General features: G+C 41.2%; 19 protein-coding genes. 8 read left to right on the forward strand and 11 right to left on the reverse strand.

Going from position 1 to position 21,990, the window contains the following annotated elements; genetic code table 11:
* Window position 1 precedes the first annotated feature (1 nt).
* The gene (locus H5114_RS06110; RefSeq protein ID WP_124017833.1) at window positions 2-358 is read right to left on the reverse strand and encodes a VanZ family protein; all 357 of its coding nucleotides are present in this window, start codon (window positions 356-358) and stop codon (window positions 2-4) included.
* A gap of 338 nt (window positions 359-696) precedes the next feature.
* On the opposite strand from H5114_RS06110, the gene H5114_RS06115 reads away from it, so the two are divergent.
* Complete coding sequence (locus H5114_RS06115) at window positions 697-1,182, forward strand: YajQ family cyclic di-GMP-binding protein (RefSeq protein WP_124017834.1); 486 nt, start codon at window positions 697-699, stop codon at window positions 1,180-1,182.
* A gap of 337 nt (window positions 1,183-1,519) precedes the next feature.
* Here H5114_RS06115 and H5114_RS06120 read toward each other — a convergent pair whose 3' ends face one another.
* Entirely contained in the window at window positions 1,520-2,350 is an 831-nt protein-coding gene (locus H5114_RS06120) for a LytTR family DNA-binding domain-containing protein (RefSeq protein ID WP_182722461.1), read from the reverse strand.
* A 188-nt stretch (window positions 2,351-2,538) separates the two neighbouring features.
* On the opposite strand from H5114_RS06120, the gene H5114_RS06125 reads away from it, so the two are divergent.
* Both H5114_RS06125 and H5114_RS06130 read left to right on the forward strand, forming a co-directional pair.
* Window positions 2,539-3,009: a DUF2141 domain-containing protein gene (locus tag H5114_RS06125; RefSeq protein WP_182698678.1), complete on the forward strand. Its 471-nt coding sequence runs from the start codon at window positions 2,539-2,541 to the stop codon at window positions 3,007-3,009.
* Window positions 3,010-3,027: 18 nt separating this feature from the next.
* Window positions 3,028-4,545: a carotenoid oxygenase family protein gene (locus H5114_RS06130; RefSeq protein ID WP_182722462.1), complete on the forward strand. Its 1,518-nt coding sequence runs from the start codon at window positions 3,028-3,030 to the stop codon at window positions 4,543-4,545.
* Between the two features lie 577 nt (window positions 4,546-5,122).
* Here H5114_RS06130 and H5114_RS06135 read toward each other — a convergent pair.
* The 4 genes from H5114_RS06135 to H5114_RS06150 form a co-directional block, all read right to left on the reverse strand.
* Window positions 5,123-6,547 carry an AmpG family muropeptide MFS transporter gene (locus tag H5114_RS06135; protein ID WP_124017838.1) on the reverse strand — a complete coding sequence of 475 codons (1,425 nt, stop codon included), beginning with the start codon at window positions 6,545-6,547 and terminating at the stop codon, window positions 5,123-5,125.
* A gap of 128 nt (window positions 6,548-6,675) precedes the next feature.
* Window positions 6,676-7,008: a hypothetical protein gene (locus tag H5114_RS06140; RefSeq protein ID WP_124017839.1), complete on the reverse strand. Its 333-nt coding sequence runs from the start codon at window positions 7,006-7,008 to the stop codon at window positions 6,676-6,678.
* A gap of 367 nt (window positions 7,009-7,375) precedes the next feature.
* Window positions 7,376-7,960 carry a peptidylprolyl isomerase gene (locus H5114_RS06145; RefSeq protein WP_124017840.1) on the reverse strand — a complete coding sequence of 195 codons (585 nt, stop codon included), beginning with the start codon at window positions 7,958-7,960 and terminating at the stop codon, window positions 7,376-7,378.
* A 58-nt stretch (window positions 7,961-8,018) separates the two neighbouring features.
* Complete coding sequence (locus H5114_RS06150; RefSeq protein ID WP_124017841.1) at window positions 8,019-8,585, reverse strand: YajG family lipoprotein; 567 nt, start codon at window positions 8,583-8,585, stop codon at window positions 8,019-8,021.
* Between the two features lie 224 nt (window positions 8,586-8,809).
* Between H5114_RS06150 and H5114_RS06155 the strand changes: the two genes are divergently transcribed.
* Both H5114_RS06155 and H5114_RS06160 read left to right on the forward strand, forming a co-directional pair.
* On the forward strand, window positions 8,810-9,877 hold the full coding sequence (locus tag H5114_RS06155) for a DUF2804 domain-containing protein (RefSeq protein WP_259395250.1): 1,068 nt from the start codon (window positions 8,810-8,812) through the stop codon (window positions 9,875-9,877).
* A 190-nt stretch (window positions 9,878-10,067) separates the two neighbouring features.
* Entirely contained in the window at window positions 10,068-10,946 is an 879-nt protein-coding gene (locus H5114_RS06160; protein WP_182722463.1) for a sterol desaturase family protein, read from the forward strand.
* Window positions 10,947-10,974: 28 nt separating this feature from the next.
* Here H5114_RS06160 and H5114_RS06165 read toward each other — a convergent pair whose 3' ends face one another.
* Window positions 10,975-11,763 carry a bifunctional 2-polyprenyl-6-hydroxyphenol methylase/3-demethylubiquinol 3-O-methyltransferase UbiG gene (locus H5114_RS06165; protein WP_182722464.1) on the reverse strand — a complete coding sequence of 263 codons (789 nt, stop codon included), beginning with the start codon at window positions 11,761-11,763 and terminating at the stop codon, window positions 10,975-10,977.
* A 56-nt stretch (window positions 11,764-11,819) separates the two neighbouring features.
* On the reverse strand, window positions 11,820-12,983 hold the full coding sequence (locus H5114_RS06170; protein ID WP_182722465.1) for a methyltransferase: 1,164 nt from the start codon (window positions 12,981-12,983) through the stop codon (window positions 11,820-11,822).
* A 333-nt stretch (window positions 12,984-13,316) separates the two neighbouring features.
* On the opposite strand from H5114_RS06170, the gene H5114_RS06175 reads away from it, so the two are divergent.
* On the forward strand, window positions 13,317-13,727 hold the full coding sequence (locus H5114_RS06175) for a hypothetical protein (RefSeq protein ID WP_182722466.1): 411 nt from the start codon (window positions 13,317-13,319) through the stop codon (window positions 13,725-13,727).
* 49 nt (window positions 13,728-13,776) lie between these two features.
* Here H5114_RS06175 and H5114_RS06180 read toward each other — a convergent pair whose 3' ends face one another.
* On the reverse strand, window positions 13,777-14,256 hold the full coding sequence (locus H5114_RS06180) for a type II secretion system protein (protein WP_165870162.1): 480 nt from the start codon (window positions 14,254-14,256) through the stop codon (window positions 13,777-13,779).
* A 381-nt stretch (window positions 14,257-14,637) separates the two neighbouring features.
* Here H5114_RS06180 and H5114_RS06185 point away from each other — a divergent pair, with 381 nt between their 5' ends.
* Entirely contained in the window at window positions 14,638-16,464 is a 1,827-nt protein-coding gene (locus tag H5114_RS06185) for an ABC transporter transmembrane domain-containing protein (protein ID WP_182722467.1), read from the forward strand.
* 147 nt (window positions 16,465-16,611) lie between these two features.
* On the opposite strand, the gene H5114_RS06190 is transcribed toward H5114_RS06185, so the two are convergent.
* Entirely contained in the window at window positions 16,612-18,216 is a 1,605-nt protein-coding gene (locus H5114_RS06190; RefSeq protein WP_124017848.1) for an AMP-binding protein, read from the reverse strand.
* 476 nt (window positions 18,217-18,692) lie between these two features.
* Between H5114_RS06190 and H5114_RS06195 the strand changes: the two genes are divergently transcribed.
* On the forward strand, window positions 18,693-21,248 hold the full coding sequence (locus H5114_RS06195) for a TonB-dependent siderophore receptor (RefSeq protein ID WP_182698698.1): 2,556 nt from the start codon (window positions 18,693-18,695) through the stop codon (window positions 21,246-21,248).
* A gap of 92 nt (window positions 21,249-21,340) precedes the next feature.
* Here the strand turns inward: H5114_RS06195 and H5114_RS06200 are convergent, their stop codons facing one another.
* On the reverse strand, window positions 21,341-21,901 hold the full coding sequence (locus tag H5114_RS06200) for a thioredoxin family protein (protein ID WP_404948342.1): 561 nt from the start codon (window positions 21,899-21,901) through the stop codon (window positions 21,341-21,343).
* Window positions 21,902-21,990: the final 89 nt, after the last annotated feature.

Here is a 21,990-nt window from a genome sequence, read left to right on the forward strand (position 1 = left end):
TTTAGCGATTCGCTTTTAATTTACGGTATTTAATCATCGAAAAATGCACTAAATAAAACAGGGCAATACCCGTAAGATCAGCGATAACATCGGCAGCTGATGCGCTACGATAGGGAAGACGTGATTGGATCAGCTCAATCAACACGGCATATGTCGCCAAAGCGCTACACAAAAAATACCAGCGTGGTTTAAAAGCGTAATGAGCTAGGTAAGCAAGCGCGAAAAAGCTACCTAAATGGCCTACTTTGTCCATATGAGCAAAAGTCTGCGGATAACTTGGTTTTGAAAAAACAAGATAGCTTGTCACAATGATGGCGACAACTAAGGCAAGCTTGAAAATATTTTTATAAGTGATCACGAGCGTAATATTGGCCTAGTGAAGCGAGAAGATGGCTAATAATAAGAAACCTACTGAAAATTGTCACTCATTAACCTCTCTGGAAAGTCATAATTGTTATAGTCGAGCCATTTATACTGCTGATAATCGTAAGTTAATCATCGTTAAACTCAGTCTAAATAAGCCCTATAGTGATATTATCAATAAAAATAGCTGCTTGATGATTTTTTGTTAATCAATCACCAGTTAGTCATTAATAACCTTGTGATGACATCTGTGGTCGCACTCCACTATCCCGATAATGACTCCTAGTGTAAAATAGCAAAATATATATGTGATGAACCAAAGAGGAAAGCAAGATGCCATCTATGGATATTGTGTCAGAAGTTGACGAAGAAGAATTACGCAATGCGGTAGAAAACTCCCGCCGTGACGTTGCTGGCCGATTTGATTTACGTGGTAAAGAAATTGACATTGATTTGAAAGACAATGTGGTTACCTTAAAATCGGAAGATGATTTTATTTGTAAGCAATTAGTCGACATTTTGCGCATTCAGCTGAGTAAACGTAACGTCGATCCATCATCAATGGAAGTTGATGAGAAAGCGGTTCATAGTGGAAAAACCTTCAGCTTAAAAGTAAATTTTAAACAAGGTATCGACTCACTGATTGCTAAAAAGCTAGTCAAAGCTATCAAAGACAGCAAGCTTAAAGTACAAGCTGCTATCCAAGGTGATTCAGTTCGTATCACTGGTAAAAAACGTGATGATTTGCAAGCTGTTATGCGCCTAGCGAAAGAGTCTGATCTTGGCCAACCATTCCAGTTCAATAACTTCAGAGATTAATCCTGAAGAGAGCCATTCTGAACAGAAAAAAGCCGATACGGGTAACCCTATCGGCTTTTTTATTAAATTAAGCGAATTATTTTTTTTAGTTTGTTAGGAATATGACCGAGGCTGTCGTACGTCATGGCATTTTTCCCGCAACAATGGCTGTAAAAATGGTGACGGCAATCTATTTCTTCCAATGACCAATATTGAAAAATTGTTTTAAAACGCCAAGAGGGTAGACATCCATTGCAACAATCCTCATGGATGACTAATCATATACTCGTTCTGAGGTGTATCGACATGAAACCAGCATTGTTTGGCGACAGCATACTGTTTTCTCTGAACAAAATACCTAAATAATATTTGCTGCTTTAACCGCATCAACAAACGTTCTTGAAACGGGGACCTCAAGGTTATTGCTTAGCAACAATGTCATTTTCCTATTTTGTTTATTTACTGATACGACCGCATCACTTGCCACCCACCATGACCTATGAGTTTGTAAGCCAGGAAACTCCTCAAGCTGTAGTAAAGCATCTTTCAGACGCATCAACAGCATGTGACTACCTTTATCGGTATGCACTTTCAAATAGTGATCGTCCATTTCTAAGCACAATAATTGGCCGCGTTTGTTGATGGGTAATAACGACATAAATTGCTCAATTTGAATACTCTTGGTATCAGTCGTTGAGGCATGCTCTTCAATCACTTTTGTTGATAATTCCAACTGCTGTTGCTGTTGTTTAACATGATTCTGCCACACACTAAAAAAGGTAATAACACCGCCAATCACTAATGTCTTAGGCAGGAAATGAAGAAAGTCATTGATGAGATTAATAGGGGAATTAAAAAATATCATGGTGATTAATGGCACAACTAAGCTCATTAATATACTTGCTATTAAAGATGATATTGCAACACGTAGCCAAGGAGCACTGAACTTCTCAGATAAATATTTATGCCCTAGATTGATTAACGGTGAATAAATAAAATAACCACAAACACACGTAAAAACCCAATAGCTAATCGACATAAAGACCGGCAGATCATGCATGCCAAACGGTGCTAAAAAACCAATAAAAAGTCCTATAGATATTACAACAAGTAGTTCTCGCAGTAATTTACTTTTATTAAAAGTAAAGTTTACCGATTGATTTTTAGTAGATATTTCACGAATCGCCAATGGTACACATTCCTTTTTAGTGACATCTTACGAAGTTTTTAACCCATTTTACGTAAAGCGGCTGTTGCTTTTCTAATGCCCATTCTATCGTCTATTTAGCAAGACGCAACGGTGATACTTCACCAGCATATTCCAATTTAACAAGTCAACGTGCCTGCACAATGACACCATTTGCTAAGGATATAAAAATGAGCATCAACAGCCAGAAAATAAATGTTAACAGCAATAAATTAACCCAAGTCATACTGACCTCAATACTCTGCAGTTCATTGTTTACTTCATCGGTTTTTGCAGCAGATATCTCTTTTGAAATAGAGGGCGTTAACGCTCAACCCAGTAAGATTTACGCACAGCTGTTTAATAGTCAAGACAGCTATTCAAAAGGAGAGGCATTTAGTGCTACTTATCTTCAAGCTAAGCAAGGTATCAATAAGGTCATTTTTACTAATATTCCTGTCGGTCAATACGCTATTCGCTTCTTTCAAGACGAAAATAATAACGGCACATTAGACACCAACCTATTTGGAATGCCATCAGAAGGTTATGGATTTTCAAACAACGCCAAACCTAATTATGGTCCAGTTGGTTATCAAGATGCGGCATTTACCGTAACCGAACAGCAAGATCCCGTGATTAATCAAACCCACATTATCTACTAACATAGGGAAGTGCTAATTATGCAACGTAGACAGTTTTTAAAAAGCATGGCTATAGTCGGTGCATCAAGTGCATTGCCTGCATCTGCAACCTTACTTACCGCACCCGTAGCTCCGGCTATGGTCAATGTTAAACAGTTATTTAATGATGCCTTAGCTGTTCATCCTGAATTGATTGGTTTTGCCAATGTAGAACGTAACTTTGAGCCACAAACACTTTCACTTGAAGGGCGTATTCCAGCAGATTTACATGGGGTATTTTATCGCAATGGCCCAGCAAAACATGAACGTGGAGCCATCCGATATCAACATGCCTTTGAAGGTGATGGCATGTTGCAACGTTTTGAAATAAAAAATCAGAATATCGTCCATCGCGGCCAGTTTATTAACACACCAAAATTTAGCCAAGAGCAACAAGCCCAGCAATTTGTTTATTCTGGCCCTGAGACCAAAATTGCCCATGCGCTACCGGTGGTGACTCCTGACACAGTCAATACCGCCAATACCAATATCATTGCTGTTGGTGATGATCTTTGGGCGCTTTGGGAGGCGGGGTCTCCGACAAAAATAGATCGTGATTCAATGCAATTTCAACAGCAAGTTCATTTAGGCGCAGAGTCAAAATACGCCAATACTTTACAAGGGCTGCCTTTTTCTGCTCATCCAAAAGTGGATCCTAGTGGTGATATTTGGAATTTTGGTTTGCATCCATCAGGTAATATTGTGCTCTATCATCTGGCATCGAACGGTAACGTCAAAAATGCAGGGGTAATTAACACTCAATATCGTGGCGCAATGCTGCATGATTTCCTCATCACAGACAAGCACCTGCTGATCATTCTGCCATCACTGTTTACTGATAAATCTATTGAAGGGCATTTTGAACAAATTAAATACAATACTGATATTCCAATGAGGGTGTTAGTGATTAGTAAGCAGTCATTGACTGTTATCAAGCACTACGAACTTCCAGCGGGTTTTGTATTTCATTATGGAAATGCCTGGGAAGAAATAAATGGCACTATTCATTTTGATGCGAGCTTGTATCCCGACGTGAATGTATTGCATAAGCTGTCTAATGTTATGCAAGGCAAGATTGAACAGGCCAGTACAAAAGCAAAAACAGCGCTGATTACTCTGCACACAGAGGGTCATTACAGTATGCAAATAATGCCAGGTACGAGCGAGTTCCCACGCGTGTGTGATCATGTGGTCGGTTTAAAAAACCACTATTTATACCATCTGTCAGCTAAAACCAATAGCCTATGGAGTGATACATTATCATCTCTCAACACCGACACTGGCGCAGAACAGCATTACCATTTTGGGGAAGATTACTTGGTTGAAGAGCACATTAGTGTTTGCCAAAAAGCTATCGAAAATACCGGCTACTTAATCGGTACCGCGCTACATGTACCGACAAAGCGTACTTGTTTGAATATCTTTGCAGTGAATGATTTATCTTCAGGTCCCATTGCAAGAGCATGGCTACCATACCATCTGCCCCTGGGATTTCATGGTAATTTTATGCCGAGTTGAATACCTTCAACATCACTAAACGCTTCGATAACGCTATGCCGTCGTGGTCCATCCACAACCTAGTGGCTTATTCATTTTGAATATCACAGCGGTGAGCTAAAGGAGCTGCGGCGTTAACGACAACACATTTCGTCCAAAAGTAAGTCCGTTGCTTAGATTTGATTAGATTTTCTATTGAGCTCTTAGCGGCAGACAAGCATGACGTTAAATTGAAGAGAGAAATTTCCCGTGTAGATGAATCGGCGAGTAACCCAAACCGCGACATTTTGGCGCCGCCCACATGGATGCTTACCGTAAAAAATTTACCGCTGGCGTCTCGCTTAATCATCTGCACTAGGCCTGCACCAGGCGGTTAGTTTCAATCACGTCATGGTGTTCTTAAGCAATGTTAATTAGGCGAGATTAATCAGACTTGCCATTCTCTTTAGCCAGCGCAGAACCTTGTCACCAAAATCCAACTGAAGTTTGCTAACACCTAACAGCCCAAAAAGATAAAGGCAGATTCTGACTCAGAAACGCTACCAGAATGACCTCAACTAAGTATTACCGAGTTGAGGTAAAATTGATCATAGCGTTGCTAAAGAGGTGGTTTAGCCACATCTGTTGATACATCAATCGAACCATCTAATGATTGAGCCTGTGCCATCACTTGTAGCTGCGATCGATTAACCAACACCACTAATAACAGCACAGGAAAACCAATCAAACTCGCAGCAATGAAAAAGTTGATATAACCAAAAGCATTGACATATAAGCCTGAAAATCCGGCGATAAATTTTGGAAACAACAACATGATTGAGGATAACAAGGCATATTGTGTTGCGCTATAACCCGTACTGGTTAAACTCGATAAGTAGGCAATAAATGCCGCAGTCGCGATACCAGCACTAAAATTATCCACCGAGATAGCCAAGGTTAAAAATGGCACGTTATAGCCAATATAGGCCTGCCAAGCAAACAACAAGTTAGTTACCGCAACTAATAATGCGCCCAAGAATAGAATTTTCATGGTGCCATAACGCATCAGCAATACTCCGCCAAAAGCGGCGCCGACTAAGGTCATGATTAAACCATAGACTTTACTGATAAAAGCGATTTCCTCTTTGCTGAAACCGATATCGACATAAAACACATTTGCCATGATGCCCATGACAATATCGGAGATGCGATAGCATGAAATGAGCAACAAAATCAGAATGGCACTTTTGCCGTGACGTTTAAAAAAGTCAATAAAAGGCAATACGCTAGCACTGTATAACCAGGCTAACGTTCCGGCGATTTTGGCTGGATACTTGGCTGCAAAATCGGCTCTTAGTTGCCGTTCTTTATCGTCAGCGTATTTAGTATCAACCTGAGGTTCTTTGCTGCATAGGGTGGTAATAATGCCAATGCCCATTAACATTGCCATGGCAAAGTACGCTGTTTGCCAAGCTTGTAGATTGTAAGCATCATCACCTGGTGATACCCAAGCTGCTATGGTTAAGGCACCTGCGGTGGCAATGATCATCGCCCCTCGATAACCGACCTGATAGGCTGCTGCGAGTGCTGCTTGCATTTTCTCTGGAGCAGATTCAATTCGAAAAGCATCAATGACAATATCTTGAGTCGCTGATGCGAAGGCGAGTAGTAGCGCGCACAAAGCCAAACGTTCAAGATTAACCACAGGATCGCTGATCGACATACCAAGTATGGCGCCAACTAAGCACAATTGTGCAAACAGCATCCAACCTCGTCTTCTGCCTAAAAAACGCGTAAATAAGGGCAGAGACATACGGTCGACTAATGGTGACCATGCCCATTTAAAAGCATAGGTGAGTGCTATCCAGCTAAAGTAACCAATGGCGGCTCGGTCAACGCCTGCCTCACGTAACCAAAAGCTCAGCGTCGAAAAGACCAGCATTAATGGTAAGCCGGCAGAAAATCCCAGCAAGAGTAAGATTAATACTCGTTTGTGGTAATAAACCGATAATGCTTCACGGGTACGAGCCAAAAAAACCGACATAAGACAACTGGATAATGGAGAATGGCTCTAGCTTATGTTGCAAGAGGTTTAGGTTCAAGCCATTCTAAAAGATTATTCAGCCAGTTTGAGGTTAAACTAGAATGCAGACCATAATTCAGATAATTGACTTAAGGTCTGATACCTATACAGCTTTGTGGCACATTGCCACCAATATTGATGTAGTCGCAACAGTCATGTACTTGTTGGCGTAAATATTGATTGCCTTTAATGGCCCAACCAGACCAATGATCAAAACAATACAATAAGTGCCAAAACACTTTTTCAGTATCACTGGGTTGCTCAGTTAATTGCTTGGGATTGTTTGATATAAATTGCCACTCTTCTAATACATCCCACATGTACAGTTGTATTTCTTTGTAATCTAATTGATTGTCTAAAAAAGCTTTGCCGTAATAGGCAAGTTGTGGGGCTTTGGTTTCAATGAAATCATTAGCCGTCATAATATTTACGTCCTTGAATATTAGAAGTACGGTGCCAAGAGTTGCGCAGCTAATTGTCTGAAAGAGTAAACTAGATTATAGACGTTAATCTGGCGATTAACGTGATAAGCATTAAAAAAAGAGTCATATTTGTCATTCTATAGTGCTATTTCATTGATTAATAAGCTAGTAAAAATGTAGGGGCTAGGTAGTCGGATGATTATGTTAAACATCCCTTGGTGTTGGTTAACGTCAATCATGCACTGGTATTGGTATTTGTGCTGGTCCAGATATTTTTGAAACTAAGAATTTTTGAGACTAAGCATTAAGACAATATCGATGGTAATGCGCTTATTACCATCGATAGGTATAGATCAGTCGTGGGAAATTAGCGAGGCAGTAAAGTGGCTTTTTTTAGTATTACGGTTTTTACCGGAAAATCGGGCCAGTTTAGGGTGCTATTATGTTCAGTCGGCATCAATGAAATGGCTTCTAGCACATCCATCCCTTTCGTGACTTCACCAAAAACGGTGTAGCCCCAGCGGCGTTTAGACGGATCTAATTTCTTATTGTCACCCATGTTGAAGTAAAACTGTCGTGTGGCTGAATGGGGGTCATTATCTCGAGCCATGGCTATTGTGCCAAGAGCGTTCGATAAACCATTGCCCGACTCATTTACCACAGGCTTTAGCGAAGGACGTTCTTCTAATTTAGGAGTTAAGCCACCACCTTGAACCACAAATTCGGCGATTACCCGATGAAAAATTGTATTGTCGTATTCACCCTTAACCACATAAGTTAAAAAGTTATCGACTGTAAGTGGCGCACGGGTTCGATCTAACTCAACCACAATTTTCCCCATAGACGTGTCTAACTCTACTTGTGGATATAGGGTGTCTTTTTGAATATCGACTTCAGCATTGGCGCTTATGCTGGCCAATAACAATAAACAAGTGGCAAGCCATTTAAACATAATATGCAATCCTTTTATTGGCATCTTTCGTGACTCATCGCTGCTAAGCCGTGGTCAATTAACGTTGAATAAATTGGTGTAACTCTTCATCGTTAAGAATTTCAGTCGTGAGTTTATCCACTAGCTTGGTGATATCTAATTCAAGCGTGGCAAAATCAGGGCTCAATGGACCCTTTAAGTAGCCGTTAGCATTATATGTTTTAGTAAATTCTTGCTGTGAATTTTTAGCTAGTACATTAATCACTAAACGTGTTTTAGATTCAAAACTGAAGGTGGTATCAGTGACATCTGCTAATAAATAATTCAACTGAAATTGCACTGAATTTCGTGCGGCGGGGTCTATGACATAACCAGCTTTGATCATCCCATTACGAAATAATTTGTCCAGTTGTTGGCGGATAGGTTCACTGGCACTCACTAATCTCGGCGTTTTGCCTTTTTCGTTGAAACGTACCACAAAACTGGCTTCGCGGGTGTCTATGGTGTCAACCATTACCGGATAATCAGCTTCAGTTTGTAATTTGACGGGCCCCAATGTGGGATTGAGACCAACATGAGTGGGCTCATAACTCGCACAAGCTGATAGCAATAATGTAGACAGTAAAATAGGGATCAATAACTTCATGAGGCAACAATAACAAGCAAAAGGTAGATAAATGATACCAGAATTTGTCTGGGTTTCCAGCATCGCTAAGGTTATGTTGTTATAAAGATAAATTCGCTAATGAACGCCTCGAGGTATATAGCTAAGTCAATAATCAATAACTTGTTTCAGAGGTTCAATTTAGATGCCGACAACAATCTTACGGGGTTGTTGACATTAATCACTGATCAATTCAGGTTAGTATTATGCAACTTAAGTTTGATAAACAACATTATGTAGGTAATGCAATGCAACATAAACAGCCACAATTGGCGCCAGATAAATTGATTAATGCCAATGGCCAGCCTGTATTTGGCATGTTTGATGGGCTTGTTGATTCACTTAACGTTGATCAGTTTGCTTACTCTACGGTAATGGACAAACCTGCATCAGCAGTGGCTAAGCATTTTGATTTTAAGCAGTTCCAATTTGTGAGTATTATCACCCCTCATTATATCGTTGCACTTGCGATTGCGGATATTCGTTATGTTGCTAATGGCTTTTGTTACCTTTATGACATCAAAGCTAATAAGCTAACGCAAACACAATGGCTCACCCCATTAGGGCTTGGCTGTAAATTAAGTGACTCACCTAAGCATGGGCGCGCTGAGATTGGCCGGAAAAGCAAAGGAATTGTTATTAATATTGTCGACGGCCAATGGCAAGTCGAGATTAATCTTGCAGACATACAAGCCAATCTGCGTATTCAGCCTGCACCATTAAGCTTACCCATCTGCTTGTGTACCCCAACGGGTTATAACGGTTGGACCTATACTCAAAAGCACAATGGCTTAGCCGTCACTGGACAATTAACCATTCATCATGAACCACAGCCTTTGCAATATGCATTGGCGGGTTATGACTTTTCAGCTGGATTTATGCGCCGCGAAACCAGTTGGCGTTGGGCTTCAATCAATGCTCAAACCGACGATGGTGTTATTGGGCTTAATTTGGCCGCCGGGGTTAACGAAACTGGTCAGACTGAAAATGTAATGTGGATTAATGGTCAACGTCATTTATTGGGTGGTGCACAGTTTGATTTTAATCGTCACTCACAACAAGATGGATGGCATATCACGACTAATGATGGCAATGTCGACTTGCAATTTAGACCATTAAATCAGCGCAGCGAAAAGCTCAATTTAATTTGGTTAAAAAACAACTTTAGACAATATATTGGCTATTTTAGTGGCGTGATTTGCGATAACAATGGTAACCAATATAAGTTAACTAATCAGCTTGGCTTAACTGAAGACCATTTTGCCAAATGGTGATAAATACTAATGGTATCTACGAGGTGAGTGCTTTTTTAGCCTATGGCTTAAGGAGAACTAAAAAGCGCTTATTGGAAGCGGTTTACTAAAATGGCTTTGGCGCAACAAAGCGTTGATTAGGCATTAGGCATTAGGCGTAGCGCTAGTACAAACCTTGTTAAAATAATAATAAATAGAAATGGATAACAATATGGACATGGATTTACTGATTGCTCACCCTGAGTGGTTATTATTGGTGTTAGCACCGATCTTTTTCGGCTGCATTTTATTGGAGTGGTGGTTTGGCGTTCGCGCCCAGCGATTACCGAGTAATGCTCAATATCGCCCTGCCGAAGTGCTGTGTAATTTCATATTAGCTGGTATGCATCAAGTGGCGGATATCATTGCAGGCTTATTTATTGCGAAAATCTATTTACACTTTTTCGGCTGGCGTTTATTTGATATGGAAATGAGCTTATTCACTTTTGGTTTATTGCTCATAGCTCAAGACTTTTGTTATTACTGGTTTCATCGCGCTAGCCATCGTATTCGTTGGATGTGGGCGGCGCATGTGGTGCATCACAGTTCAGAGAACATGAATTTCAGCACCGCTTTTAGACAAAGCTTAATGTACCCATTGGCAGGGATGTGGCTGTTTTGGTTACCGCTGGTGGTAATTGGTTTTGATCCTAACTGGGTGGTATTTGCGGTGTTGCTCAATCTAGGGCTGCAGTTCTTTGTTCACACCCAAGCGATTAAGTCGTTAGGGCCATTGGAATGGATTTTTAATACACCGTCCCATCACCGAGTTCATCATGGGCGTAACCCACAATACATAGACAAAAATTATGCGGGGGTACTGATTATATGGGACAAACTCTTTGGTACATTCGAGCCTGAAAATGAAACTGTGGTTTACGGTATTACTAAACCGGTAAACAGCTTTAATCCGTTAGTGGTGACCTTTAGTGAATGGCGCGAGATGTGGGGTGATGTTACCCAAGCCCAATTATCTCTAAAACAACGTTGGCGGATACTGTTTGCACCGCCTGTAACACATCAACAGTCATCAACTAAAACGGATGCTTAAGCTTAGTTAAATAGGCTTTAGGCTCATTTTATCCCACTTTGCTAGCTTTAATAGAGTAGATAAGTGGGATGAGATGGCCTTGATGCTTTAGCTGATATCCTTTGCTTGCCACAAACTCCAAACCCTCGACACAGTTATAAGGACTGTAAGGGTGCTCGTTAAACGCTTCAATGCTTAGGCCCGCCGCAATGAGTGCGCTAATCACTTCACTTATCGGATGTGGCCAAGTGACTACGGTTTCGATTTGGTCATTATGGTTTTCGGTGTAGGTGACTTCAGCTTCAATATCCGCTTGTAACTGCGCAAAATAGCCATAACCAGACAACACATCATTAAACGGGTGGAACTCAACTAAATGAAACTCACCGCCAGGACGTAATGCGCCCGCAATGGTTTGGGCCCAGCGAGTTAAATCGGGTAACCAAGCTAACACCCCATAAGAGCTGAATACGATGTCATATTGCTCGGTATTGTGGTCACCAAACTGATAGATGTCATTATTGATAAATGTTGCTGGTAAGTGTAATTGAGTGGCCAGCTTTTTGGCTGTTTTAATCGACTCGCTAGATAAGTCTACGCCAGTGACATTAGCGCCAAGTCTTGCCCACGATAAACTGTCTTGCCCAAAGTGACATTGTAGATGCAACAGACTTTTATTGTGTACATCGCCGACTTGTTCAAGTTCAATGGGGTTTAATGATGACTTGCCTTGGATAAATGCATCTAAGGCGTAAAATGTTGAGTCAAGATGGATTTGAGTTCGCTGGTTCCATGCGTGTTTATTGATCGCTAAATAGTCTTTTGCTTGATTGTCCATTAAATAAACTCGTCCATTATGATTATTGTCAAATTTTTATATAGCGACCAATCAACTTATTTTATCGCTTGTAAAATGACAAATTTACCATTGGATGCCACAGTAGTGCAGTTTTTAAAAATGCGCTTTATTTTAACGTGGTAGGCTAGATGTCGATTACCGACAATATGTAATAAACCGCCTTTCTTTAAGCGTTTATGTGCGTCGACAAACATTTGCCAAGCGATGTGGTCGGTAATAGCTTCCCCTTGATGAAACGGAGGATTACATAGCACTAAGTCTGGTTCAACATCTGCTGGCAAGTTACTCAGGCAATCGTCCCAATGGAAAAACGCTTGTGGCGTTTGTTCTGTTTGTGGTTCTTGGGACTGAGCGTCTAGGGCGTTAGCATGCCAATTATGCTTTGCCGAGGCGATAGCCATATCAGAATCATCGACAAAGTGGATCTGCGCATGTGGATAACATTGCTTTGCATGTAAGCCTAAAATACCGTTACCACAGCCTAAGTCTATGATGTGGTTGAATTCACCTTTGGGCATGTTATCGAGCATAATCCTTGCGCCAATATCGAGCTTATTGGCAGCAAATACATTGGCAAGATTGCTCATCGTCAGTTTCAGTTCATCGACGTTCCAACTCACAGCTTGCGCTAATGAGCGTGGTTTACCATCGCTAATACAGCTGATTACCCGTGTTTTTTTCCACGCTAAACTGGCTGATGCAGGACCTAGATTCTTTTCAATACTGGCGAGCAATGCGGGGTTGATTGACTTGGCTTTAGCACCGATCAGTATTTGGGTTCCCGCTGGAAGCACGGTTGATAAACGCGCAAGTTGCTGGCCAAAGTAATGAAGATTCTTCGGTAATTTCATCAACACTAATTGAATATTGTCTGGCAGAGTATCGCGACTGTTAAACCATTGAATATTAGTCGGTGCCAGTTTGTTGCCTAATAAATTTTGCTGACATCCTAGCAAACTGGTTTTTGCGTCGGTTTCAACTATTAACTCACTGTTTGGAGCTTGTGCTGCTAATGCACATGTCAGCGCACCAAAATTATCATTAAGAATTGCAGTTGTGTCTGGGGTTATTTCTGCATCAATGAGGTATTTGATTAGGTATTCATCAGCCGCGTCCCATGCTTGTAAGTTGGATGCTTGTTGGCTTGGATAACGAAAAAGCTCAAGCTCTATACCTGAACAAGCAAATTGGGTTGTCATGACTGTGTTACCTAATAAAAAAGAATATCAATAAAATAGCCTAATATTATCTCAGATAACACCTAGTAGCGCGAGGCTTAGGCTTAAACAAGTTGATAAGAAAAATATGAGTTCAGTTTTACTATTTTATCCGTCAGCTATTTTCGCTAAGGCGATATTGATATTTAAATGCCAAGGGAGATTTTTTATAAAACAAGATGCTAAGAGTACCTCGCTAGGGCAATCAAGCATTATTGGGTAACAATGTTCATGTTATACCGATGATTGCTATTAATTGTACGGTTAAGTAACATCAATCTATTGACTTAAAATAATGGTTTTCAAGGGATAATGATGAAAGGTGCTGGTGGAACGTCTGGCGGAATAGGTCAGTTCTTTATTGGATTAGTGATGATGTGTGGTGGCTTTTATATGTTATTAAATGCCATTAAAGTGACCAGTTCATTTGGCTTTAGTAGCCATTTATATCAGCTGGGTGGTTTTGGGCTTACCAGTGGTATGGTGATGATCCCGTTTATGTTTGGCGTGGGTATTATGTTTTATAATGGCAGAAACATACTTGGCTGGTTACTGACATTTGGCTCATTAGTGGCATTAATTTTTGGCGTAATAAGCTCGATTAATTTTCGATTCTCTTACATGAGTGCATTTGATTTAATTGTTATTTTGGTACTTAGTGTGGGTGGTTTAGGCTTATTTTTACGCTCTTTGAAAACGATTGAAAAACGCTACCCTGAGTCTTAATCGTGTTTGTGGATTACAATAAATGCGTGTGTTAAATGATATTTGACGATTAACAGCCGCTAGTTTGAACATTTATAATGGGACGAACACCGGTTGAAGTTGCCTGACGGTAACGTAAATAACATGCTGCGGTGCCAGCATCTTCAACAATAACACCATGCCAATATATCCAGGCTCCAGCAAATACGCTGGGGCGTTTGTTCCAATCACCTTGTGGTAGGTTTATTAATAGATCAATCCCCTCAGCACTTCCATCTGGGTAACCATACGCCAGCTTAATATCAACACCATCAACATTAAGTGTCGTTGACGCAAGTCTTTCTACGCCGGCAATAGCGGCTTTGGAATAGGTTAACGTTGCCGCTGACTGCATTGCTGTTTCCATGCCATCCATAGTCGACACGATTGCATCAGTACGTAAATCAATAAATTTACTTGTAGCCACAACAGCTAATATGGCCAAAATTATGATCACGACAACCAATTCTATTAATGTAAAACCGCTTGACGCGCTTAAGCTATTCTTCATTATATTCTTCCTCATATTATTGTTAGTCAAAAGCAGGGCGGGGAGCTTGCAATAACAATATTGGCGCAGTATGTGGCAATATTTTATATGCATAAGGCTTTTAATACTGCAGCAAGAAGCCACAAACGCAGCCCAAGTGGGCTGCTACACGGCTTGCATTTTCATCAAATTAGTTTGTTTTAGGGTAATGGCTTATGTCGTATCCCTAAATAAACCATTAAGTTGTTCGTGCCGAACGAATGTTAACTAACAAATTTCAACCAACAAGGTTCAGTACCCGCTTAGCATTATTTTTGCTGAACATTAATCAGGTGTTTTGGGTGCTTGTAGTTAAAGCATCTACAATGTTTTGTTGGTACTATCAGAATATCTTAGTTATTTATGCTGGTTAATACTGTGACGAATTCAACGACTACTGCAACCGCGGCTATTTCTCCTACTAAATCTTCTCCACCGCATCCTGTTCTGCCTTGGATTTTACAGTTTCTATCGCCTTATCGTTTGAAGGTAGTGGCAGCAATAATCTTTTTGTTTATTGGATCGCTAGCATGGCTGTCGCTTGGACAAGGTGTGCGACTGATGGTGGATGAGGGCTTTGTTGCCGATAACGCAGGGCGTCTAAATGAGATTATGTTGTTTATTATTGCGATAACAGCGGTCAGCGGCACAGCGGTTTTTTGCCGATTCTATCTTATGACATGGCTCGGCGAGCGGGTTAGTGCTGATATTCGATTACAGGTTTACAGTCATTTAATCGCGTTATCGCCAGCTTTTTTTGCCACCCAGCGAACTGGTGAGGTGATCTCACGATTTACCGCAGACAGTACTTTATTACAAAGCGTTGTTGGGTCGAGTTTATCAATGGCATTACGTTCAAGTGTCACTGTGATTGGCGGCATTGTTATGATGGCGTTTACCAGTGTTAAATTGACTGCATTAGTCTTATTAGCGGTTCCCTTGGTACTAGGTCCTGTGAGCTTTTTTGGACGAAAAGTAAGGGCTTTTTCGCGTAAAAGCCAAGATAGAGTAGGCGATCTAGGTGCTTATATCGATGAAACGTTACATGAGATTCATACCGTTCAAGCGTATACCCATGAAGCTAAAGACCGTCAACTTTTTTCCGACCGTGTTGAGGCGGTAATGGATGTGGCGAAAGGCCGTATCAAGTATCGTGCACTACTTATATCAACCGTGATGTTCTTAAGTATTGCCGCCATTGCCTTTGTGACTTGGATTGGCGCCAAAGACGTTATGTCTGGCAGCATCACTGGCGGGGAGTTGTCTGCGTTTATGTTTTACGCTGTGATGGTCGCAGGTGCTGTAGCGACTATTAGCGAAGTCTTCAGTGAAATTCAGCGGGCTTCTGGTGCAGCTGAACGGTTAGTAGAATTAGTTAACACCCCAATAGACATACCTCAGCAAGCTGTACCAGCGCAATTGGTGCTGCCTGTTAACGGTTTGCTCAGTTTTGATAACGTGAGCTTTGCTTATCCATCGGATCTTGGGCAAGAGGTGATCCGCCAGCTGTCGTTGACGATTGCTCCTGGTGAGCGGGTGGCATTAGTGGGTCCAAGTGGTGCAGGGAAAAGTACCTTATTCGAATTGATGATGCGCTTTTATCAGCCCAAACAAGGGCGAATTTTATTAGATGGTATTGATATTTCAACGCTATCATTGGCTGATTTACGCCAACAATATGCACTGGTACCGCAAGAGTCGGTGATTTTTGCTATGAACGTACTTGATAACGTGCGATATGGTCGTTTAGATGCCAGTGATGAAGAAGTTAAGCAGGCTTGTATTGCGGCTAAAGCCGACGAGTTTATTAGCGAGTTTACCCAAGGCTATGCAACTTATTTAGGTGAACGTGGCGTGCGCTTATCTGGTGGTCAAAAGCAGCGGATAGCGATTGCTAGAGCGATTTTAGCCGATAGGCCATTACTGTTACTTGATGAGGCCACTAGTGCGTTAGATGCTGTGAGCGAGATAAAAGTTAAGCAGGCGCTTGATTCTCTAATGGCTCAACGTACCACAGTGATTATTGCCCATCGTTTAGCGACAGTGATTAATGCCGATCGGATTTTTGTCATCGATAAGGGGCAATTAGTTGCCAGCGGAACCCATAGCGAATTGATGACCAGTAACGAATTATATCGTGAGTTTGCTAGCTTACAGTTATTAATGGATAACGATGAGCCCGCAATTTAATCAGCTCAGAATTGATTGGCTAATTCGGTATGTTAATCGTTCATCAATAAACTATATGCCTTAGCATCTTGTTTATTGATGAACGGGACGCGGTATTATCGACAAGCATTCACCTTAGGGAGAATGTTCCAAACCATCGATTGCTAATCAAGCAGACTTGCGTAATTCACGACGTAAAACTTTACCTACTGTGCTTTTTGGCAGTTGTTCGGTAAATTCAATAATACGTGGGACTTTATAAGCCGTGAGTTGGCTTCGACAATAATCATTAATTGTCTGTTTTACTGCCTCAATATCTGTTGGCGGCTGTTTTAATACAATCACTGCTTTTACCGCTTCGCCAGAACGTTCATCTTCCACCCCGACGACCGCACACTCTAGCACTAGCTCATGGCTTGCAAGTACGTCTTCAACTTCATTAGGATAGACGTTAAAGCCCGAGACAATAATCATGTCTTTTTTACGATCAACAATGGTGTGATAACCATCAACACTGGCAATACCAATATCGCCGGTCTTGAAAAAGCCGTCTTTAGTCATGACGTTAGCGGTTTCTTCGGCTTTATGCCAATACCCTTGCATCACCTGAGGTCCGCGAACAGCAAGTTCTCCAGCTTGACCGATAGCCACTTCATTGTCATCCATATCAAGCACTCGCACTTCAGTGCCCAAAACGGGTTTGCCAATAGTGCCAAGACGCTGATGACCAGGTGCATTAAGGCTGACGACAGGTGATGTTTCAGACAAACCATAGCCTTCTGAAATCATACAACCAGTGGTTTGTTGCCACAAATTAGCCGCGGCGCTGGTTAAGGCGGTACCACCTGAAATGGTTATTTTCATTCTGCTGAAATCTAAGGCTTTAAATTCGGGTTGATGACATAAACCGACAAATAATGTGTTTAAGCCTGCAAACCCAGTAAAGGGATAAGCTTTCATAGTATTGATCAACCCTGCAATGTCGCGAGGATTAGGGATTAATACTGAGCAACCACCTGATTCAAAATACAGGACTAAATTAACCATAAAAGCATAGATATGATAAATCGGTAATGGCGCGACAAATACATCATGCCCTTCGTTCATGGTGCTGGCAATTCGCGATTTCACTTGGCCTGAGTTGGCTAAAAGGTTGCCATGATTGAGCATAGCACCTTTGGACAAACCGGTTGTGCCACCAGTGTATTGCAGCGCAATTAAGTCATCATGGTTGGGCTTTATTGGGTTATATGGATGTTTGGCACCTTCAGCAAGCACGGCCATAAATTCTACTTTACTAAATGGTGTTTCTGGCTGGCCTTGTGGCTGAATAAGGTCCATTGCATGCGTTGAAATAACTAACTCGATAGCGGTGTTATCGATAACCTTAGTTAATGTTGGTAATAGATCAGATAATACAATTAAGGCTTTAGCCCCTGAGTCATTAAATTGATGAATTAGTTCACGTTCTGTGTACATAGGATTTGTATTCACGAGCACCATCCCCGCGCGAATAACCCCATACGCCGCAATGACAAACTGAGTAATATTAGGCAGTTGGATTGCGACTCTGTCACCCGCTTGCAATGAGGTGCAATGCTGTAAGTAGCTGGCAAAATAGCGTGAATCACGTTCTATTTCACTAAAGGTGGTGCTTTTACCAAGACAAGCATACGCAGTATTGCCAGCGAACTTTTCACACGCTGTTTCGATTAAATCAACAATGGATGAGTATTGATCTAGGTCGAGTGTTGAATCAGCATCATAAGGCATGCTATCTCCTTTTATGTTTGAGTTATTATTATAGAAATCAAACGTCCGTTTAGATTATGTTGACTAACCTACACGGGTCAATATCAATTGGCAAAGCCTCACTGATATTGATTTGAAATTAGCTTGTTTATTTCGGTTAATCCTCTAAAAACTTCTAGGATAAAAATGCAGCTTAAAGTGTAAAATTATAATTACACTTAAGGTTTGTAGTGATTATGTTTAAAATATTTACTTATTGAAAATAATTCGTTTTGTGATGTATGTCACTAAAAATCAAAAGCTTAGACCGTTATTGTGTTGTTCAATCTTTAGCAAGTGCTTATTTATCCCAAAAAGTGTTAGCAATTGTAATTCAATTGTTATAGAAATGTAGTCGGGATAGGGATTATTTCGATAGTGTGACGTGTTTTTTAGCAATTTTTGTAAAAGACATAGTCGACAAACAACAATAATAAGCAGTTGAGAACATAATAATGATGATGCAATCAAAAAAATCTAAATTTGGTATTAGCTCTTTAAGCTTAGCCATTTCATTTGCACTTGCCGGAACGGTAATTAGCTCTCAAGCTTTTGCTGAAGATGAAGAAGCTGTAAACAAAGAAAATGTTGAAAAAATCGCAGTAGTCGGTTCGCGTGCTGCACCGCGTTCAATTGGTGATTCACCGGTTCCAATTGACATCATCAGCAGTGATGATTTAAAGAAAAATGGATCAACTGACATGATCGACATGTTAGTGACATCTGTGCCTTCTTTTAACTCTCGTGCGCAACCTATCAGTGACGCAGCAACGCTAGTTCGTCCGGTTAACTTACGTGGTTTACCGTCTGACAGTACGCTTATTTTGGTTAACGGCAAACGCCGTCACCGTGCGTCAGTTATTGCTTTCCAAGGTGGTGGCATTAACGATGGTGCTCAAGGTCCAGATATTTCAGTTATTCCAGGTGTAGCATTAAAGCAAGTTGAAGTATTACGCGATGGTGCTGCAGCTCAGTATGGTTCTGATGCGATTGCGGGCGTCATGAACTTTGTATTAAAAGACGCCTCTGAAGGTGGCTCTATCACCGTCAGTCAAGGTGAATACTACGAAGGTGACGGCGCAGCAACTACTATCGATGGTAACATCGGTTTACCGTTAACTGATGATGGCTTTGTTAACATCAGTGCACAATATAAAACCGCTGATGCGACTAGTCGCAGTGTACAGCGTCCAGATGCCGCTGCGATTGCCGCCGCTGGCAACACTTCAATTCAAGACCCTGCACAAACATGGGGTAATCCAGAGATTAATGATGACTATACTGTTTTCATAAACTCAGGTTTTGATATTAATGATGACACTCATTTGTATGCTTTTGGTAACGTCTCTTCACGTGAAGCAACAGGTGGTTTCTACTATCGTAACCCACATAACCGCGGTAACGTGTATTCCAACGATGGTGGTGAAACATTACTCGTAGGTGCTGTTAATGGCGATCAATCAACTTGTGCGGTTGTGCCAGCTAATGTTCCTAACGTGCTTGATACCCCTGAGTATCAAGCTATGGTCGCCGATCCAAATTGTTTTGCGATGAACCAAATTCGCCCTGGTGGGTATACGCCACAATTTACCGGTAAAATTGAAGACATGTCTTTCTTTGCTGGTGTTAAAGGCGAGTTAGGTGAATGGATGTACGATGCCAGTGCAGGTACAGGCAGTAACAAAGCCAGCTTTGGTTTAAAAAACTCTCTTAATCCATCGTTGGGTTTAGATACACCAACAGACTTTGACACCGGCTCTTACGAGCAAGTTGAAACAACGGTAAACCTTGATTTCTCGCGTTTTGTGACTTTAGGTGGCATTGAAGATATTAGTTTTGCTGCGGGTGCTGAATGGCGTAAAGAGTCATTTGAAATTGGTCAAGGTGATGAAGCCTCTTGGATTGCTGGCCCTTACGCAGACCAAGGTTTCAACATCGGCTCACATGGATTTAAAGGTTTTGGTCCAGAATCAGCTGGTAAAAACGACCGTAGCAACATTGGTATTTATACTGACGTTGAAGCGTATTTAACCGAAGACTTCTTACTAGGTGTCGCACTTCGTTACGAAGATTTCTCTACTTTTGGTGACACATTAAACTACAAGTTAACCGCGCAGTATGTTGCAACGGATGAATTATCGTTCCGTGCTTCACACAGCACCGGTTTCCGTGCACCTACAGTCGGTCAAGAAAACGTAGTCAATACACAAACATCGATTGTTAATGGTGATTTGATTCAGACCTTTATTGCGCCACCAACAAATCCATTAGCGGCTTTCTATGGCGGTGAAGTGCTTAAGCCTGAAGAGTCTGTTAGCTATGCAGCTGGTTTGGTGTATCAATATGAAAACTTGTTCTTAACAGTTGATTACTACAACATTGAAGTCACCGGTCGTATTGCTCAGTCAAGCCAAATTTCGGTTAAAGCAAGTGATTATGATGCATTAAGAGCTGCTGGTGTTGAATTCCCTGAACTGATTTCAGCGGTAACCTTCTATACCAATGACTTTGATACCACCACTCAAGGTGTTGATATTGTCGGTTCGTATACTACTGAAATGCTTTCTGGCGATGCCAAGTTTAGCTTAGCCTATGGTTGGACTGATACTAGTGTTGATAAGTATGATCCAGAAACAACTGATGCAGGTAAAGTTCGTCGTTTAGAAGATGGTATTCCAGCACATCGTGCCACTCTAACGTGGGGCCAAAGCTGGGATGATTTAAGCATGTCTGTGCGTGCTAACTATTTTGGTGAATATTACGCAACACATGCTGATGATACTTCTGATTGGGGTTCTGAGGTTGCTGATGCTGCAGTGACTATCGATCTTGAAGTGAGTTATGCGGTACTTGATAACTTAACGGTATCTGTAGGTGCTAATAACATCTTCGATCAAGAAGCGCAGAAGTTAAAAGATGGCACATTAGGTGAGTTAGGTGGAGTGTACTACGAAAGTGGTCCATTCGATTACAACGGTGGCTTCTATTACGGCCGTGTTAACTATCGCTTCTAATATAAGTTAACTGCCATTGTTGTTAATGGCACCATAACGAAAAAGACTGCTTCGGCAGTCTTTTTTATTTCAAGTATCACAAGGATGATAATTTACTGGGCGACTAGAGATAACGCTTGATAAAGGTCATCGATAATGAGCGCTTTAGGCAACTCAATCCCTTTTGGGTAGCTAGGGCCATACACTTTATTAAACGGCGTACCAGCAACAGCCTGTTGCCCCATGTAATGCTCTATGACAGCATCGGCATGGGTCCAGTTACCTTGCATGAGGATAATATGCTGTTGGTTTAATTGGTTTACGACTTGTTCACGGTGAAGCACATTGGCTTTATTGGTCTGGCAGGGCACACACCAATCAGCTGTGATATCAACAAACACAATATTGCCCTGTGCAACATAAGAGGCAATTTTTTCGGGCTGTAGCGGCTGCCAACGAAGCATTTGGTAAGCTTGATAGTTTTCACCTTTATTAATAAAAGCGAGCACACCAGCAAAACAGATCCCCATAAAAATGAGCATGACAATAATCAGGGTCGGAATCGATTTACCTGTAATTTTAGCCCTGATGAGTAACACCACGGCACTAAAAATAACCAAGAGTAATATCATCATTAATGTCGCCATAGGTTTCCCCTGTAAATACGTTATCATACCCATCCTTATCAGCGGCGCTACACTAGCAGCGCATGCTTAACTGGTTGTTAAAATGCATTTTGCATAAATTAGGTGACTACAAGTAA

Origin of the sequence: Shewanella sp. SR43-8, assembly GCF_014163775.1 — a bacterium.
Lineage (GTDB): Bacteria > Pseudomonadota > Gammaproteobacteria > Enterobacterales > Shewanellaceae > Shewanella > Shewanella vesiculosa.

Bases quoted from the DNA above. Each gene is read 5' to 3' on its own strand.
- H5114_RS06115 (WP_124017834.1), top strand. From the start codon at position 697: ATGCCATCTATGGATATTGTGTCAGAAGTTGACGAAGAAGAATTACGC.
- H5114_RS06125 (WP_182698678.1), top strand. From the start codon at position 2,539: ATGAGCATCAACAGCCAGAAAATAAATGTTAACAGCAATAAATTAACC.
- H5114_RS06130 (WP_182722462.1), top strand. From the start codon at position 3,028: ATGCAACGTAGACAGTTTTTAAAAAGCATGGCTATAGTCGGTGCATCA.
- H5114_RS06135 (WP_124017838.1), bottom strand. From the start codon at position 6,547: ATGTCGGTTTTTTTGGCTCGTACCCGTGAAGCATTATCGGTTTATTAC.
- H5114_RS06140 (WP_124017839.1), bottom strand. From the start codon at position 7,008: ATGACGGCTAATGATTTCATTGAAACCAAAGCCCCACAACTTGCCTAT.
- H5114_RS06145 (WP_124017840.1), bottom strand. From the start codon at position 7,960: ATGTTTAAATGGCTTGCCACTTGTTTATTGTTATTGGCCAGCATAAGC.
- H5114_RS06150 (WP_124017841.1), bottom strand. From the start codon at position 8,585: ATGAAGTTATTGATCCCTATTTTACTGTCTACATTATTGCTATCAGCT.
- H5114_RS06155 (WP_259395250.1), top strand. From the start codon at position 8,810: ATGCAACTTAAGTTTGATAAACAACATTATGTAGGTAATGCAATGCAA.
- H5114_RS06160 (WP_182722463.1), top strand. From the start codon at position 10,068: ATGGACATGGATTTACTGATTGCTCACCCTGAGTGGTTATTATTGGTG.
- H5114_RS06165 (WP_182722464.1), bottom strand. From the start codon at position 11,763: ATGGACAATCAAGCAAAAGACTATTTAGCGATCAATAAACACGCATGG.
- H5114_RS06170 (WP_182722465.1), bottom strand. From the start codon at position 12,983: ATGACAACCCAATTTGCTTGTTCAGGTATAGAGCTTGAGCTTTTTCGT.
- H5114_RS06175 (WP_182722466.1), top strand. From the start codon at position 13,317: ATGAAAGGTGCTGGTGGAACGTCTGGCGGAATAGGTCAGTTCTTTATT.
- H5114_RS06180 (WP_165870162.1), bottom strand. From the start codon at position 14,256: ATGAAGAATAGCTTAAGCGCGTCAAGCGGTTTTACATTAATAGAATTG.
- H5114_RS06185 (WP_182722467.1), top strand. From the start codon at position 14,638: ATGCTGGTTAATACTGTGACGAATTCAACGACTACTGCAACCGCGGCT.
- H5114_RS06190 (WP_124017848.1), bottom strand. From the start codon at position 18,216: ATGCCTTATGATGCTGATTCAACACTCGACCTAGATCAATACTCATCC.
- H5114_RS06195 (WP_182698698.1), top strand. From the start codon at position 18,693: ATGATGCAATCAAAAAAATCTAAATTTGGTATTAGCTCTTTAAGCTTA.
- H5114_RS06200 (WP_404948342.1), bottom strand. From the start codon at position 21,901: ATGATAACGTATTTACAGGGGAAACCTATGGCGACATTAATGATGATA.